The 15,466-nt window shown below is 67.9% G+C and carries 12 protein-coding genes; 8 read left to right on the top strand and 4 right to left on the bottom strand.

Annotation, left to right across the window (positions count from 1 at the left end):
- Window positions 1–114: 114 nt before the first annotated feature.
- A complete protein-coding gene (locus OJA40_RS01280) occupies window positions 115–498 on the bottom strand; it encodes a YkvA family protein (protein ID WP_263808084.1) in 384 nt (127 codons plus the stop codon).
- A 204-nt stretch (window positions 499–702) separates the two neighbouring features.
- Here OJA40_RS01280 and OJA40_RS01275 point away from each other — a divergent pair, with 204 nt between their 5' ends.
- Entirely contained in the window at window positions 703–1,650 is a 948-nt protein-coding gene (locus OJA40_RS01275) for an L-threonylcarbamoyladenylate synthase (protein WP_263808082.1), read from the top strand.
- A 50-nt stretch (window positions 1,651–1,700) separates the two neighbouring features.
- Here OJA40_RS01275 and OJA40_RS01270 read toward each other — a convergent pair whose 3' ends face one another.
- The 3 genes from OJA40_RS01270 to OJA40_RS01260 all read right to left on the bottom strand — a co-directional run bounded on the left by OJA40_RS01270 (window position 1,701) and on the right by OJA40_RS01260 (window position 4,129).
- Window positions 1,701–2,858, bottom strand: coding sequence for an NAD(P)/FAD-dependent oxidoreductase (locus OJA40_RS01270; protein WP_208425518.1), 1,158 nt, complete (start codon window positions 2,856–2,858; stop codon window positions 1,701–1,703).
- 117 nt (window positions 2,859–2,975) lie between these two features.
- Window positions 2,976–3,716 carry a methyltransferase domain-containing protein gene (locus OJA40_RS01265; protein ID WP_208425517.1) on the bottom strand — a complete coding sequence of 247 codons (741 nt, stop codon included), beginning with the start codon at window positions 3,714–3,716 and terminating at the stop codon, window positions 2,976–2,978.
- A 59-nt stretch (window positions 3,717–3,775) separates the two neighbouring features.
- The gene (locus OJA40_RS01260; protein WP_103016893.1) at window positions 3,776–4,129 is read right to left on the bottom strand and encodes a hypothetical protein; all 354 of its coding nucleotides are present in this window, start codon (window positions 4,127–4,129) and stop codon (window positions 3,776–3,778) included.
- A 260-nt stretch (window positions 4,130–4,389) separates the two neighbouring features.
- Between OJA40_RS01260 and OJA40_RS01255 the strand changes: the two genes are divergently transcribed.
- The 7 genes from OJA40_RS01255 (at window position 4,390) to OJA40_RS01225 (ending at window position 15,400) form a co-directional block, all read left to right on the top strand.
- The gene (locus tag OJA40_RS01255) at window positions 4,390–7,026 is read left to right on the top strand and encodes a heavy metal translocating P-type ATPase (protein ID WP_263808081.1); all 2,637 of its coding nucleotides are present in this window, start codon (window positions 4,390–4,392) and stop codon (window positions 7,024–7,026) included.
- Between the two features lie 219 nt (window positions 7,027–7,245).
- A complete protein-coding gene (locus OJA40_RS01250; protein ID WP_263809841.1) occupies window positions 7,246–7,755 on the top strand; it encodes a cupredoxin domain-containing protein in 510 nt (169 codons plus the stop codon).
- Window positions 7,756–7,856: 101 nt separating this feature from the next.
- A complete protein-coding gene (locus OJA40_RS01245; protein ID WP_208425514.1) occupies window positions 7,857–8,276 on the top strand; it encodes a hypothetical protein in 420 nt (139 codons plus the stop codon).
- An 89-nt stretch (window positions 8,277–8,365) separates the two neighbouring features.
- The gene (locus OJA40_RS01240; RefSeq protein ID WP_263809840.1) at window positions 8,366–9,700 is read left to right on the top strand and encodes a TolC family protein; all 1,335 of its coding nucleotides are present in this window, start codon (window positions 8,366–8,368) and stop codon (window positions 9,698–9,700) included.
- A gap of 185 nt (window positions 9,701–9,885) precedes the next feature.
- Complete coding sequence (locus OJA40_RS01235) at window positions 9,886–11,286, top strand: efflux RND transporter periplasmic adaptor subunit (RefSeq protein WP_208426656.1); 1,401 nt, start codon at window positions 9,886–9,888, stop codon at window positions 11,284–11,286.
- 48 nt (window positions 11,287–11,334) lie between these two features.
- Window positions 11,335–14,676, top strand: a complete 3,342-nt coding sequence (locus tag OJA40_RS01230; protein WP_263809839.1) for an efflux RND transporter permease subunit — start codon at window positions 11,335–11,337, stop codon at window positions 14,674–14,676.
- A gap of 67 nt (window positions 14,677–14,743) precedes the next feature.
- The gene (locus OJA40_RS01225) at window positions 14,744–15,400 is read left to right on the top strand and encodes a class I SAM-dependent methyltransferase (RefSeq protein ID WP_208426657.1); all 657 of its coding nucleotides are present in this window, start codon (window positions 14,744–14,746) and stop codon (window positions 15,398–15,400) included.
- Window positions 15,401–15,466 lie beyond the last annotated feature (66 nt).

The following is a 15,466-nucleotide window of genomic DNA, read 5'->3' as shown; positions in this document are numbered from 1 at the left end:
TTGTTGCGACGGTACCAGGCGATCAGCACCCCGGTGAGAAGCCCGGCGATCAGGGCGAGGAGGATGTAGGTAAACATAAACGGCCGTGGGCTCGGATGGAGAAGGGCGCGGGGGCTACGACGATGCCGGAAGGCGCTGTCTCGCCTCCCAGTTGCGGAACTGATCCAGCTCGTCGCGCACCGTCTCCACGGCCGTCTGAACGACGGCAAGGTCGTCGACGAACCCGAGGGCCCCAAGGGGGTCGGGAATGGCGTCGATTGGGGCGACGAAGTACAGGAGGGCGGCCACCAGAAGCACCAGAGACGTCGTGGAAACCTTTCGGTACGACCGGCGCGTCCAGGCCACCAGAAGGCGGAGGGCCGCCTGCAGATCCGTCCACACGGCCGTGAGGGCGTCGGTGTTGGCCTCTAGGTGGGCATAGGCATCCCGGATGAGCAGCACCACCCGAAACCGGCGCCGCAAAACCCGACGGGCGGCCTCGGTGAGGGTGCTTGTCACCTCCGAACGGCTCGGCGCTGGGCCCAAGGCAAGCTCTGGCGTAGACGTTTGCTCACCACGAGAGGTCGGGTCGGAGGGCATGGGAACGAGGGCCGGGTCGGAAAGATGCGTCTCTTCGATGCTAAGAGAAGATGGGGAGGAAAGTCAACCGCATCGGTAGTGCCCGCCCGGGCAGTCGTCTCGAACTCGCTGTTGGTTTTTCCTGTGGCAACCACACGCACGACTTCTCCCACGGAGGCAGCCGCTCGCCTTCGCCGCGGCGAGCTGGTCGCCTTTCCCACCGAAACGGTCTACGGGCTCGGGGCGGACGTCTTCCAGCCGGACGCCGTGCGGCGCATCTTTGAGGCCAAGGGCCGTCCGGCCGACAATCCGCTGATCGTCCATCTCCGACGCCGGGACCAGATTGGGCAGGTGGCGGCCCGCGTCCCCTCTGTCGCGCAGCACCTCCTGGATGCCTTCGCCCCGGGCCCCCTGACCCTCGTTCTGCCCAAGCATGAGGACCTCCCCTCGGTCGTCACGGCGGGGCTCGAGACAGTGGGGGTCCGCATCCCGCGGCTGCCGCTGACGCAGTCTTTTCTGGAGGCGTGCGACACGCCGGTGCCGGCGCCGTCGGCCAACCGGTCGGGCCGGCCGAGCCCGACGAGCTGGGAGGCCGTAGAGCACGACCTGGCGGGGCGCATCGACTGCATCCTGCAGGGCGGGCGCACGGACGCCGGGGTTGAGTCGACGGTCGTGGACTGCACCACAGCCCCCGCCACGGTGCTTCGCCCCGGGGCCGTGACGGTCGAGTCCCTCCGTCGCGCCCTGGGGGCCGTGCAGGTGCCCTCCTCGGACGCGGAGGGAAGCGCGCGGAGCCCGGGCACGCGCCACCGGCACTACGCGCCGTCCGCCCAGGTGCGGCTCGTCGAGGATCCCTCGGAGGCCGTCTCCGGGGAGCGCCACGCGTACGTCGGGCTCGATGGGCCTCCCCATCCGGACGCCCTCGGGACCGTGTATGTCGAGGAGAGCGTGAGGGCCTACGCCCACGACCTCTTCCATATCTTTCGGACCTGTGACGAGAACGAGGTTGAGGTCATCTACGCCCAGACCGTACCGCCCAGCGGACTGGGGCGGGCGCTCAACGACCGCCTTCGTCGTGCGGCGGCCCGGTAGAACGGTCGGGCCTGTGCGCGACATTCATTTCGCTCGGAGCACCGGGTTCATCACGGCGCCCCCGCACCGGCGAGGGCCCCCTGCCGCCCCCGGGTGCTACGGATGATCCACTGCGCGAGCGGCGGAAGCAGCCGACAGCTCTGGACCAGGGCCCAGGCGGCCCCTGGACGAAACGCCGCCGCGTGGATCCACCGCCCCAACCGCATGCGTTGGCCGAACGTGTCGGTCCAGGCGGTCTTGTAGCTCGACCGGAACGCGCGGGCCGGATGCCGTCCGTTGAGAAAGTCGGATGCCAGCGGACTCACGAGATCCGCGGTCCGGAGCGCCATCGCCATCCCGTCGCCGCAGAGCGGGGCAATCATGCCCGCGGCGTCTCCGATCATGCACACGTCATCTGCGAACCGGGATTTCGGCATGAGGGGGACCTGGCTCACCGCCTCGAAGCGGTCGCTGACACGCGTCAGTCCGCTGAGCCGCTCGTCGAAGGCCGGGTTCTGGCGGAGGGTGGTGTTGAGCATGCCCTCGGGCGATCCGCCGGCGTCCTTGAGGGCGTCGGTGCGCCCGATCCAACAGACGTTGATGCGGTCCCCCTCAACCGGAGACAGTCCGCAGTACGCGCCCGAGGAGCTATGAAGCTCAATCGTGTTCTCCAGGTCCGCCGCGGCGGGGCCGGCGTAGTGGGCCTTGAAGGCCACGTACGGCGTGGTTTCCGACAGAAAGGGCCGTTCCAACGACCGGTCCAGTCGACTCCGGCGGCCGTGCGCCCCCAGCACGAGACGGGCCTCTACAGGGTCTCCACCGACGCTTGCTACGAACCCGTCCCGGAGACTGCCACGGATGTTTGTAACCCGGGTCCCGGGGCGGCCTTCGACCCCCGTCGTGCAGGCCTTTTGGAAGAGCAGTTGATCGAGCCGGTAGCGGCTAAAGCCAAGGGCCGCATTGGGAAGAGAGTGGGACGTTGAGGCGCCGCTGGAGGTGGTCAGGCACGTCCGTCCGATGGGTTTCGCCCCCGCGGCGCGAACGTCGTCGAGCACGCCGAGGCGTCGGAACGAGGACTGCGCTTCCGGCGACAAGAACTCCCCACACAGTTTCTGGCGCGGGTAGGTTGACTGCTCGGCCAGAAGCACGTCGTGGCCCTCGCGGGCCAGTTGGAGTGCGGTGCTGCACCCCGATAGGCCGCCGCCAATTACGAGCGCATCGTAGGGCATGAAAGGATGTTGGTTGCGAATGGCAATGGATTGAAGCAACTGGCAACCGGCCGGTTGGCTCCCGACGGCCGCGGACCCGTCCGTCACAGAATGGAAACGTCTTTCGGCGCGGGGCCGTCATGCGTCGAGGTCGAGCGTCGACAGGGTCCACCGGAAGGCCCAATGCCACCGGACGGTTGGGGCGGGCAGCCGGGCGTCCCGGGCGAGGGTGTGGAGGTCCGCCCGACGAAACCCACGCCGGACGGACACGGGCCCGTCGTGCTGCACCATCGGGGCGAGCCCGAGGGCGCGGCTGAGGCCCCAGATTCCCACATAGGCGAGGAGGTGCCGGTGGAGGTCGTTTACGAGAAGGCCGTACCGGGCCACCCGCTGCATCTCCGAGAGCACCCGGACCGCCGAGGGGCCGTGAAAGTGATGCAGAAACAGGGCCGCGTGGGCGATGTCGACGGCCCCGGCATCGTGGGAAAGGGCCTGGGCGTCCCCGATCTCGACACGGACCCGGTCCCGAAGACGGGGGGGCAGGTGTTGGTCCAGATGGGCCCGGGCATGGCCCACCGTGACGGGGTTGGCGTCAACGCCGATGAGGTCCAGGGTGCACCCGAAGCGCTCGCCTCGCCGGGCCAGGTGGACCAAGTGGTCTCCGCTCCCGCACCCCACGTCCAGCAGACGGAGGCGTTCGTGGTGCCTGAGCGCCGGGTCGAGGACGTGATCCGTGGCCCGGTACCCTCCGAGCAGCCGGTTGATGCGTCGGAGGTCGCGGAGGGCCCGCGTGAGACGAGCGTCCGCGATCGAAAAATCATCCATCCACTCCTCGGTCTCCAGGCGAGATGAGAGGTCCGGACGGAGCGGAACGGCCACCGAAAGGGGATCGCCTGGTCTATCGACGGGATCTCGCGGCACAGTTGGGAAGCGGCGGACTATTCTACCTCGACCTCCGCCTCGATGCCCTGGTCGTTGAGGCGATCGCGAACCTCCGGGGCAAGGTTCTGCTCGACGGTGCTCGGGACGAACTTGGCGACCAGCCAGGCAAGGTATCCCTGCTGCCACGCGGCTTCCGTGGCGTCCTCAACGGTGATCTCCAATTTCCGGGCCCCCTTCGTGTCGACGTAGGCCTCGATGCCGCGGCTCTGAAATCCCTCCTCCAGGTGATCGGCCATCTGGTTCCGGACGGCCGATTCGATGTCGACCCCGGCCCCGGAGGCTTGAGCGGCACGGGCCCCCATCTGGCGGCGAGCGAGCTCTTGGGCGTTGAGAATTGTGACTTCAATCATGACGACGGACAGATGGGCGAAAAGAAACCGATCGGGGGGAGACGTCGACCATGGGCGCCGGAGGGCCCAGGCGCGACGACGGGATGCTCTATTGGCGCTCCTGCGCCGGGGTTCCGGACTGTACGGGTTCTTGGCACGCCCCGAGGACGCGGCCCGCGGAACTCGGGTGCAATTGAAACCTGACTGGTCTGCTTGTGGTATAGGGGGGTACCCTATAAAGAAGCGCCTCACACGCTGACAAACGGGCCCCAGTTTAATCCATGAGCCATCCTTCTCCCGAGACCGAGACGTCGCCACCAGACGCTCCCCCCCACGCCCCATCCGCCGAGGGGGACGCCTGTGCGGCCGAGCCGGTCCCTTCCGAACATCAGGAGGGCCATTCCTCCGGGGAGCGAGAAGAGCGCCTGACCCTGCCCATAAAGGGCATGTCGTGCGCCTCCTGCGCGAAGAGCGTGGAGGGGGGGCTCGCGGGTGTTGATGGGGTGGCGGAGGCCCGTGTCAACTTTGCCACCGAGCGGGCTCAAGTGGGGCTTCAGAAGGGGCGACGGGTGCCGGTTGAGAACTTGGCGCAGGCCGTCGCCGACAGTGGCTACGAGGTGCGCACCGCCGAAACGGCCCTCACGGTGCAGGGGATGACCTGCGCCTCGTGCGTCTCCCGCGTCGAAGACGCCCTCAACGCGGTGGAGGGGGTGCTGGAGGCGACCGTGAATCTCGCCACCGACCGTGCCACGGTGCGCTACGTGCCGGGGGCAACCGAGCGCACGGACCTCACGCAGGCCATTCGCGACGCCGGCTACGAGGGGGGCGGGACGGAAGACGGGGGCGACCGTGCCGACGTGGAGAACCAGGCCCGAGAAGACGAGCAGCGGTCGATGAGGCAGCGGTTCCTCCGGGCGCTGGCCTTCGCGCTTCCGGTATTCGTGTTGGAGATGGGCTTCATGCACATCCCGACGATGGAGGCCTGGATCACCGATCAGGTGTCCACCCAGACGCTGTACTACGTGCTGTTTGCCCTGACGTCGGTTGTCATGTTCGGGCCGGGCCGATACTTCTACCGGCACGGCTGGCCCGCGCTCAAGAACGGAAGTCCGGACATGAATACGCTCGTCATGATTGGGACCTCGGCGGCGTACGGCTACTCGGTCGTGGCGACGTTTCTGCCGCAGGTGCTTCCCGAGGGAACCGTGCACGTGTACTACGAGGCGGCGGCCGTCATCATCACGCTGATTCTGGCGGGCAACTACATGGAGGCGTTGGCCAAGGGCCGTGCGAGTGACGCGATTCGAGCGCTGCTCGACCTGCAGGCCACCACCGCCCGCGTGGTGCGCGACGGGGAGGAAGAAGAGGTGGACGTGCGCGAGGTGGGGCCGGGCGACGTGATCCGCGTGCGGCCCGGCGCGAAGGTGCCGGTGGACGGCGAGGTGATTGATGGCTCTTCGTACGTCGACGAGTCGATGGTGACCGGGGAGCCCGATCCGGTGAGCAAGGCGGAGGGCGACGAGGTGGTGGGCGGCACGCTCAACAAGACCGGGAGCTTCACCTTCAAGGCGACCCGCGTGGGGGAGGAGACGGTGCTCTCCCAGATCGTGGAGATGGTGGAGCAGGCGCAGGGCTCGGCCCCGCCGATTCAGTCACTTGCCGACCGGGTGGTCCGGGTCTTCGTCCCGTTCGTCCTGGCGACGGCCGCCCTCACCTTTGGCGTCTGGATGGTATGGGGGCCGGACCCGGTGCTCACATACGCCCTGGTGTCCGCCGTATCCGTCCTTATCATTGCGTGTCCCTGCGCGATGGGCATCGCCACGCCGATCTCGGTGATGGTGGGGACGGGGCGGGCCGCCGAGCTGGGTGTCTACGTCCGCGAGGGCGAGGCGCTACAGGCGCTCCACACCGCCGACCTCGTGGCGCTCGACAAGACGGGGACCCTCACGAAGGGAACCCCCGAGGTCACGGATTTCCGGCCGCAAAACGGTTTCGAGGAAGACGACCTGCTCCGCTGGATCGCTGCTGTCGAGTCGCAATCGGAGCACCCGATTGGGGAGGCGCTGGTCACACGGGCGGAGGAGCAGGGGGTCGATTGGCCGGACGCCGCCGACTTCGACGCCATCCCCGGCCACGGCGTGCAGGCGACCGTCGACGGCCGCACCGTCGCCATTGGGGCCGAGCGGCTGATGGACCGACTGGACGTGGCACTCGACGGGCAGCAGGCCACGGCCAACGACCTGGCGGACGCCGCCAAGACGCCCCTCTACGTGGCCGTAGACGGCACGCTGGCGGCGGTCGTCGCGGTGGCCGACCCCATCAAGGACTCCACGCCCGCCGCGCTCGACGCGCTGCACACGCTCGGCATCGAGGTCGCCATGATTACGGGCGACGACGAGCGGACGGCGCAGGCCATCGCTCGCGAGCTCGGCATCGACCGCGTGCAGGCCGAGGTGCTGCCCGACGAGAAGGCCGCGGCCATCACGGCCTTTCAGGAGCAGGGCCAGACGGTCGCGTTTGTGGGCGATGGCATCAACGACGCGCCCGCCCTCGCCCAGGCCGATGTGGGGATCGCCATCGGCACCGGCACCGACGTGGCCATCGAGAGCGGCGACATCGTGCTGATGTCCGGCGACCTGCGCGGCGTGCCGAACGCGGTTCACCTGTCGACGCACACGCTCCGCAACATCAAGCAGAATCTGTTCTGGGCCTTCGCGTACAACGTGCTCCTGATTCCGGTGGCGGCGGGTGTGCTCTACCCGGCATTCGGCCTCCTGCTGTCGCCCGCCCTCGCGGCGCTCGCAATGGTGTTCTCCGACCTCTTTGTGGTGGGCAATGCGCTGCGGCTGCGGCGCCTGGAGGCGGCTGTGGGGGAGGATGCGTCCGCCACGGGGACGACCGTCCCGGCCGCGGCGTAGGTCGATGCGGAAAGGCATCCTGCCGGGTCGTGGGGACGAGCGTCGCGACTTCTAAAAGACTGGTCGAGTCATTCCCGACGGACGCCGCTTTCGGAACCAGATTTTCCCCACCCCAGTGTGTCCCACTGCGCTCACGCAAACGAGAATCAATTCGAACACCCCCCTACGATGACTCGACTTCCCGTCACGCGATTTGTTGGCGCACTCTTGTTGGCGGGAATGACCGCCGTTGGCGTTGGCTGCGGAGGCGGCGACGGGCACTCATCAGATCCCCCGTCACCCAGTGCAACGACGTCGACGCTGACCGACACGATCGAGGTCGCGATGAAAGACTTCGCCTACCAGCCCGATACCCTCACCATCCCGGCTGGCCAGAACGTCACGCTCGCGTTCACCAACACCGGAGCGGTCGAGCACTACTTTGTCGTCGGCGACACGATTGCGAGTGACAACGACAGCTTCGAGCAGAACCTTTTCAGTGGCATCTCGATCGAGAAGAACAAGCAGACCGGGGGGCACGAGGAGAGTGAAGAAGAGCACGAGGAAGAGGAAGGCAGTCACGAGAATGTCTTCGAGTTGCCGCCCGGGGGCAGTGGCACCATGACGTTCACGCTTCCGCCCGAGAAGGCAGGAACGTACACCATCGCCTGCTTTGAGACCACCGGGGAGAAGAAGCACTACGAACTCGGCATGGAAGGCGCCCTCACGGTCACCGCCCCCACCAACTGACGTCTGGCGGCCTTTTTCTGGAGGCCTCTGCCATTGGTGCACGCGGCGGGCCGGCCCTTCACCTGGAACCCCTATCTGCCGGTCGGTTACGGCCCCACGATATGACTCGACACCGCGCCACACATCGCTGGATGGCCGCGCTCCTGAGCGGGGTGCTTCTGCTGGGCGGCGTGCTCCCGGGCCTGCAGGGGCTGTGTGCGGAGATGACAGCGTCGTTGCAACAGGCCGTTGCCATGCATGCGGAAACCGAGGCCGAGACCCATTCACGGTCATCGTCCCCCGACTGTGAGGACGACTGTGCCGGGATTGCCTGCTGTGTATCCGTGGCGTCGTTGACCGACGCCCCGGACCTGCGCCTGCCGGATCGCGGCGCGGCCGCCGACCTCACGCGGCTCCGCAGTGAGGAGTCCGTATCGATCCCGGCCCCCGATCGTGACAATTCCGGTTGGGCTCAAGAGTTCGATCCCGACCCTGCATTGCCCGTCCGCCTGCACGTCTGGACGGCCACCTTCTTAAGTTGAGCACGGCATCGGCGTCCTCTGGCGGCTACAACAGCCGTCCGGCGGGGCGAGTCCTCACTGTCCGCGATTCCCAATGCCGTGCTCGATCTATGTCTCGTTGCTCGCTTTGGGCGAGCGCCGTGGGCGCGATGCTGATGCTGGCGGGGCCGTGTGCCGCCGCGCAGCCGCAGCCCGATGCGGTGCGCCCGGCCCTGCTTGATTCGACGTCTGCCGCCCCGTCGGCGGCCCCAACCCTTCGTCTGGATTCGTTGCTCGCCGCCGCGGCTCGCGGCAACCCGTCGCTGCAGGCCGCCCGCCTCAAGGCCGAGGCGCGGGCGCAGCGCGGGGCGCAGGCCGGGGCGCTCCCCGACCCCACCGTGGGGGCCACCGCCTTTCCGGTTCCCCTCGTGACGGCCCGCGGGGAGCAGCGCACGCAGTGGCGCGTGCAGCAGGCGATTCCGTTTCCCGGCAAAAGGACTCTACGCCGCGAAGTGGCCGACCTCGGGGCGGACGTGGCGCGGGCCGACGCCCAGGCCCTCGAACAGACCCTCGCCCTCCGCATCCGCCGGGCCTACTACACCCTCGTGCGCGTGCAGTCCCATGAGCATTCCATCCGCCGTTTCCAGGCGGACCTGGAGCAGTTCGAGCGGGCGGCGATCGCGCAGTACGAGGTCGGGGAGGAGGGGCAGTCGGCCGTTCTGAAGGCGCAGATTGAGCGGCAGCGCCTGCAAACGCGCCTCGAAGGGCTGGCGGCCGAGCGGCAGTCGGCCCTCCAGACGCTGGCGCGCCTCACGGGGCGGGCGGCCCTCGCGGAGCGCGACACGCAGGTGGCGATTCCGTCCCGTCCCGATCTTCCGTCCACCGCCCCCGACGAGGCCCTCGACCGACGGCCGGAGGCCGAGAAGCTCCGCCGCCGCATCCAGCAGTCCGAGCGCGAGGCGGAGCTGGCGAAGACGGAGCAGTGGCCCGACTTCACCGTCGGCGCGCAGTATTTCGACATCGGGGCCAGCGGCCTCGGCCCGACCATGACGGGGCGCGACGCGCTGGCGTTGAGCGTGGGCGTAACAGTGCCGCTCTGGCGCGGCAAGCAGGAGGCGAATATTCAGGAGGCCCGGATCGAGCGGCGGCGGGCGGAGACGCAGCTTGAAGGCCTTCGCCTGGAGGTACGCACCCGGCTGGCCGACCTTCAGCAACAGATCGAGCGGCACCGGCGCCAGCTTACGCTCCTGGACGAGACGCTGCTGCCCAAGGCCGAGACGGCCCTCGAAACGTCGCTCAGCGGGTACCGCACCGGGCAGAACGACTTTTTGGACCTGCTCGACGCGGAGCGGACGCTCTTTCAACTGCGGCTGCAGCGGGCGTCGGTCTTTGCGCGGCTGCTGACCACGCAGGCGGAATGGGAGCGGACGGCGGGGCGGGTGGGATTGGCTGACGGGGGCGAGTAACCCTCCATTGGAGAGAGCAGATGTGCAGATGGGAGATTGGAAGAGGGAACGTTGGAAAATTGAAAGTGACAAGGTGAGAAGGTGTGAAGGGGGAAGGTGAGAAAATGGAAGGTCGGAGGTGGGCAGTGATGGGGGGCTTCATTCCAGAATGGGGTTTCGTGTTTTTCCGAAAACAGAGAGTCGCTATGTCGAACGTTCGATCTGTGTTCACCAGCAAGGGAGCCATCGCCGTCTACGCCCTTCTTGTGGGGCTTGCGCTCGGGGGCGGGGCCGTGGTGTGGGTCGGCGGGCCATATTTCGTCGGGACGCCGACCCGTCCCTCGTCCCATGCGCAGAGCGCCGGGGCGGGCGAGAGGGACATGGAGAGCGATTCGGCCACCGGCATGGACACGCGCAGCGACGGGGGCGGGTTGGCGACCGGGCTGGCGACGTACGACACCGACGGCGACGGCTACGTCTACCAGGGGGGGATGCATCCGGACATTGTGCGTGACGAGCCGGGGCCGTGTCCCATCTGCGGGATGGACCTGACGCGGACGCCGGTGGGCGGGCAGGAGGCGGGGACGGTCGAAATCTCGCCGGTGACGATGCAGAACATCGGCGTGCGGACGGCGACGGTGTCGGTCGAGTCTCTGGAGCGGTCGGTGCGCACGACCGGGCGGTTTCAGGCGAGCGAGCGGCGGATGACGGCGGTGGCGCCGAAGGTGGGCGGCTGGGTGGAGACGCTGCACGTGGGCTACGAGGGCGCCCGGGTGCAGGCGGGCGATCCGCTGTTCGAGCTCTACAGCCCGCAGCTGGTGGCGACGCAGGAGGAGTACCTGGCGGCGCTCCGGACCGCCAACAAGATGGAGGCCGACGAGGGGGCCCAGCGGCTGGTGGACGCGGCCCGGCGGCGCCTCGACTACTGGGACATCGCCGCGGAGCAGATTGAGCGGTTGCGGGAGACGCGCACGCCGATGCGAACGATGACCGTCACCGCCCCCGCGAGCGGGACCGTCACCACGAAGCAGATCACGGAGGGGGAGAAGTTTTCGCCGGGACAGACGCTCCTCCACATCACTGGCCTAAATCCACTCTGGCTCACGGTAGACGTCTACGAGCAGGATCTGTCGTGGGTTGACGTGGGCAGTCGGGCGCAGGTGGAGCTACCGTACGATCCGGGGCGGACGGTGACGGGGCGGGTGGACTACATTTACGACGAGGTGGACGACGACACCCGTACAGTGCGGGCGCGCATTGCGGTGCCGAACCCGGACCGGACGCTGAAGCCGGGCATGTACGCGACGGTTCGGTTAACGGGGGGCACGACGGAGCCGACGCCGCTGGTGCCGGAATCCGCCATCGTGAGCAGTGGGACGCGGGAGATTGTGGTCACGGCGCTCGGGGACGGGCGCTTCCGGCCGGTGCCGGTGCAGACGGGCCTCTCGGCGAACGGGCGGACGCAGGTGCTGCACGGGCTGGAGGGGGCCGAGCGGGTGGTCACGAGCGCGCAGTTCCTGATCGATTCGGAGGCGCGGCTGAGCGGGGCACTGGCGGCGATGGGAGACAGCACAACGTCCAGCGGGGGCGGCGGGCATCAGCACTAAGTGCCGCTTCATTGGTCATTGGCTCATTGATTCAATTGGTCCATCGTTGTGCTGAAATCAATCATTGAGTGGAGTGCCCGGAATCGGCTGCTGGTGGCGTTGATGGCGCTGTTGGTGGCGGCGGCGGGGACGTGGGCAACCATCAACATGCCGGTGGACGCGTTTCCGGACCTCTCGCCGACGCAGGTGATCATCAAGACGGAGTACCCGGGCCAAGGGCCGAAGGTGGTGGAGGAGCAGGTGACGTATCCGCTCACGACGTCCCTCATGTCGGTGCCGTACGCGAAGACCGTGCGCGGCTACTCGATGTTCGGGACCTCGTTCGTGTACGTGATTTTTGAGGACGGGACGGATCTGTACTGGGCGCGGAGCCGGGTGCTGGAGTCGCTGAGTACGGTCGAGGAGGAGCTGCCGGACGCGGCCTCCCCGGCGCTGGGGCCGGACGCAAGCGGGGTGGGCTGGGTCTACCAGTACACCGTGCGCGACACCACCGGGCGGCACGACCTGGCGGAACTGCGGTCGATTCAGGACTTCTTCCTGCGCTACGAGCTGCAGGGCGTGCAGGGGGTGTCCGAGATTGCGTCGGTCGGCGGCTTTCAGAAGCAGTACCAGGTGGTGGTCGATCCGCAGAAGCTGGCGGCCTACGACGTGACGATTGCGGACGTGCGGCGGGCGCTGAAGCGGTCCAGTCAGGACGTGGGCGGGCGGATCGTGGAGAGGGGCGAGCGCGAGTTCGTGGTGCGGGGGCAGGGGTACCTAGAGGGCATGGACGACATACGGAGCGTGGGCCTCCAGGCGGATCGGGGGACGCCGCTCACCATCGGCGACGTGGCGCGGGTGCGGACGGGGCCGGAGCTGCGGCGCGGCATTGCCGACGTGAACGGGGAGGGCGAGGTTGTGGGCGGCATCGTGGTGATGCGCTCCGGCGAGAACGCGATGGAGGTGATCGAGCGGGTGGAGGCGCGGATCGCGGAGCTACAGCCGGGTCTGCCGGAGGGCGTTTACATCGAGCCCGAGTACAACCGGCGGCCGCTCATCGAACGGGCCATCAGTACGCTCACGACGCAGCTGGCGGAGGAGATGCTGGTGGTGGCCGTGGTGGTGATGTTGTTTCTGCTGCACATGCGGAGTGCATTCGTGGCGCTGGTGACGGTGCCGGTGGGCATTGTGGTGTCGCTGCTGGTGATGTATCTGCTCGGGATCAACGCGAACGTGATGAGCCTGGGCGGGATTGCGATCGCGATCGGGGTGATGGTGGACGCGTCGTTGGTGATGGTGGAGAATGCGCACAAACACATCGAGCGGTTGCGTAAAGATGGAGAGGTTGAAAGTGGGCAGATTGAAGGTGGGCGGGCCGACGAGGGCGGTGGGTGGCGGCGTTTTGTGGAGTGGATTCCAGGGATGGGCGGAGGCGCCGAATTCAAAACTCGCAATTCGCAGCTCGATAATGCCACGCGGGTGGAGGCGGTGATCCGGGCGGCGAAGGAGGTGGGGCCGAGTCTGTTCTTTTCGCTGTTGATCGTGACGGTGAGTTTCCTGCCGGTCTTTACGCTGCAGCAGGTGGAGGGGCGGCTGTTTCGGCCGCTGGCGTTTACAAAGACGTTTGCCATGGCGGCGGCCGCGCTCCTGGCGGTGACGCTGGTGCCGGCGCTCATGGTCACGTTCGTGAAGGGCCGCATCCGGCGCGAGGACGAGAATCCCATCGCCCGGTTCTTCATTCGCGTCTACCGCCCGGTGATTCGGCGCGTGCTGCGGTGGCCGGGGACGGTGCTGGTGGGGGCCGTGCTCATTCTGGGGATCACGTTCCTGCCCCTGCAGCGCATGACGATTGGCGAGCCGGTGGTGCCGTTTCCGCAGATCGGATCGGAGTTTATGCCGCCGCTGAACGAGGGCGACGTGCTCTACATGCCGACGACGCTCCCGGGCGTGTCGCCGCAGAAGGCCAAGGAACTGCTGCAGCAGACCGACCGGATCATCGCAGATTTTCCGGAGGTGAAGTCGGTCTTCGGCAAGGCGGGCCGTGCGGAGACGGCCACCGACCCGGCGCCGCTCTCGATGCTGGAGACGACCATCATCCTGGAGCCGAAGCACAAGTGGCGCGAGGGGATGACGAAGGAGAAACTCATCAGCACACTGGACCAGTCGCTGCAGATCCCGGGCCTCACGAACGCGTGGACGCAGCCGATCGAGGCGCGCACCGACATGCTGGCGACGGGCATCAAGACGCCGGTGGGCATCAAGATTGCCGGGGCGGACCTGCGGACGCTGGAGCGGATCGGCGAGCGGGTGGAGGGGGCGCTCTCGCCGCTGGACGGCACGCAATCCGTGTACGCCGAGCGGGTGATGGGGGGCACGTTTCTGGACATCGACGTGGACCGGGCCGCGGCGGCGCGCTATGGGCTCACGACCGGCGACGTGCAGGACATCATCCAGACGGCGGTAGGGGGCATGCCCGTCACGACGACCGTGGAGGGGCTGGAGCGCTACTCGGTGAACGTGCGCTACCCGCGCGGCCTGCGCGACAACCTGCCGGCCCTGCGCGAGGTGCGCGTGCCGCTGCCGACGGGGGCCGAGGTGCCCCTCGGGCAGCTGGCGACGCTGGCGCGGGTGGAGGGGCCGCCCATGATCAAGAGCGAGCAGGCGCGGCCCAACGCGTGGGTGTTCGTGGACCTGTCGGAGGGCACCGACATCGGCTCGTTCGTGCAGCGGGCCCGGCAGGTTGTGCGGGAGAACGTGGACCTCCCGGCGGGCTATTCGCTGACGTGGAGCGGGCAGTACCAGTACATGGAACGGGCCAACGAGCGCCTGCAACTGCTGGTGCCGGTGACGCTCGCCATCATTTTCCTGCTGCTCCTGCTGCACTTTCGGAGTGCCACGAAGTCGGCGCTCCTGTTGGGGCTGCTGCCGTTCTGCCTGGTGGGGGCGGCGTGGCTCATGTGGGCGCTGGCGTTCAACATGAGCATCGCCGTGGGGGTGGGCGTAATTGCCGTGGCGGGCCTCGCGGCGGAGACGGGCGTGGTGATGCTCGTCTACCTCGACGAGGCGATTGCGCGGTACCGGGAGGAAGGCCGGCTCACGTCGCGCGATGCCCTGCGGGCGGCGCTGGAGGAGGGGGCCGTCATGCGCGTGCGCCCACTCCTGATGACGGTCTTCACGACGTTCTTCGGCCTCTTGCCGCTCATGTCTTCGACCGGGACGGGGGCGCAGGTGATGCAGCGGCTGGCGACGCCAATGGTGGGGGGGCTCTTCAGCGCCGCGCTCCTCACGCTGGTGGTGCTGCCGGCGGCGTACGTGTTCGTGAACCGGGCATGGTTTGGGAACGGGTGGGCGGAAACGCCCGAGGGGACCGACGAAGCGGCGGACCCTGTCGGGGCCGAAACGACGAGATAGGGCTGCCCCCGAACGCCCCCCGCATGACAACGAGCCTTCGACTCCTTGAACCAATCCCAGTGTTTCAGTGAGCCACAGTCACGACCGCACACCTCGCCAGGACCCGGCCGTGCCCGCGCAGTACGACGCCTGGGCGACGGTCTACGACCTCTTTTGGGCCCGCTACGTGAACAAGACGATCCCCGTGCTGCAGCGGGTGGCGGACGTGACGGCGGGCGAGCGGGGGCTCGACCTGGCCTGCGGCACCGGGCCGTTTGAGTGGCGGGTGCTGGACGAAGAGCCGGACGCGACCCTCGTGGGGGTCGACCTCAGCCCGGCGATGGTGGAGCGGGCCCGGGCCAAGCTCGACGGGCGGCCGGGCGTTCGGTTCGAGCAGGCCGACGTGCACGACCTCCCCTTCGGCGACAACGCCTTCGACGTGGCCGTGTGCGCCAATACGTTTCACTACTTTACGCACCCGGAGCAGGTGCTGACGGAGGCCCGCCGCGTGCTCCGGCCCGGCGGGCGGCTGGTTGTGCTCGACTGGTGCCGCGACGTCTGGACGTGCCGCGTCATGGACGCCGTGCTCCCTCACCTCGACCCGGCCTACCAGTACTGCTACACGCTCGACGAGATGCGGGCCCTGCTCGCCGAGGCCGACTTTTCGACACACCGCCAGTTCCGTTACCGGTTCGACCTCATTTGGGGTATGATGGTCGTGGAGGCGGTCCCGAATCACTCCTGAGGAGAGCGTCCGTGTTTTGTTGCACACACCTCAGCACGTTCGATGGAGACGCAAAGCAAAGCGGCT

Source organism: Salinibacter pepae (assembly GCF_947077775.1).
In the GTDB taxonomy this organism is placed as follows: domain Bacteria; phylum Bacteroidota; class Rhodothermia; order Rhodothermales; family Salinibacteraceae; genus Salinibacter; species Salinibacter pepae.
This window is presented reverse-complemented; position numbering and strand designations above follow the sequence as displayed.